The following is a 683-nucleotide window of genomic DNA, read 5'->3' on the forward strand; positions in this document are numbered from 1 at the left end:
TTGGAGTTGTCTCGCTATTACAGCACAGATGTTCAGTATTTACCTGATGACAGCTTCTTTACTGAGTTTGAGGATATCAAGGTTGATCAATTCGGATGGAGTGCACGGTCAGGACACGGAGGCATCTACTGGGTAAGTGACAATGAAATAGTCACCATGGCAGAGATTGAAAACGAAAAAGCTTTATACCTTGTGAATGTTACGGATGGCTCTTATACGAAATTGGTAGATACCCAAAGTCAAAAGAGGAAGCTCCGTCGATATTGCTTTTCCAATGACACTCTATTTGTCTCTTCATGGCCTTCTTCAGAGCCGCTAGAGTTCGAATATCAACCTAGAAATTTTAAGATTGTTTCTCGGCGAGGTTCTGAACTGAATGGACGATTACGTTCAGCCGTTAGGTGTGGATACTACTCGAGGCCAGGTAAATCTAAACAGCGCAAAGGAATCAGGGAACTGTTAAGGGAAGATGGGTTCATAGTGAAGTTAAGTTCGACTGGAGAGAAGTTTGACAGTGTAGAGTTAGTTAATGCAGATGGTGTTAGCTACAAAGAACTAAGTTCCGAGCCTGATGTTGTTAATTCAATTAATGGTACTGCATTGTACTATCCATATTTTGATGGGTATTTTTCTTATATGACGCAGTATAAACCATGTCCTGGAGTTGGCGTTTGGTGGTTAGG

Annotated in this window: 1 protein-coding gene; it reads left to right on the forward strand. The window is 41.4% G+C overall.

Going from position 1 to position 683, the window contains the following annotated elements; genetic code table 11:
- The coding region (locus A3766_RS31000) for a hypothetical protein (RefSeq protein ID WP_197479525.1) at positions 1-683 on the forward strand (683 nt) is incomplete at both ends.

The organism is Oleiphilus sp. HI0132 (assembly GCF_001635845.1).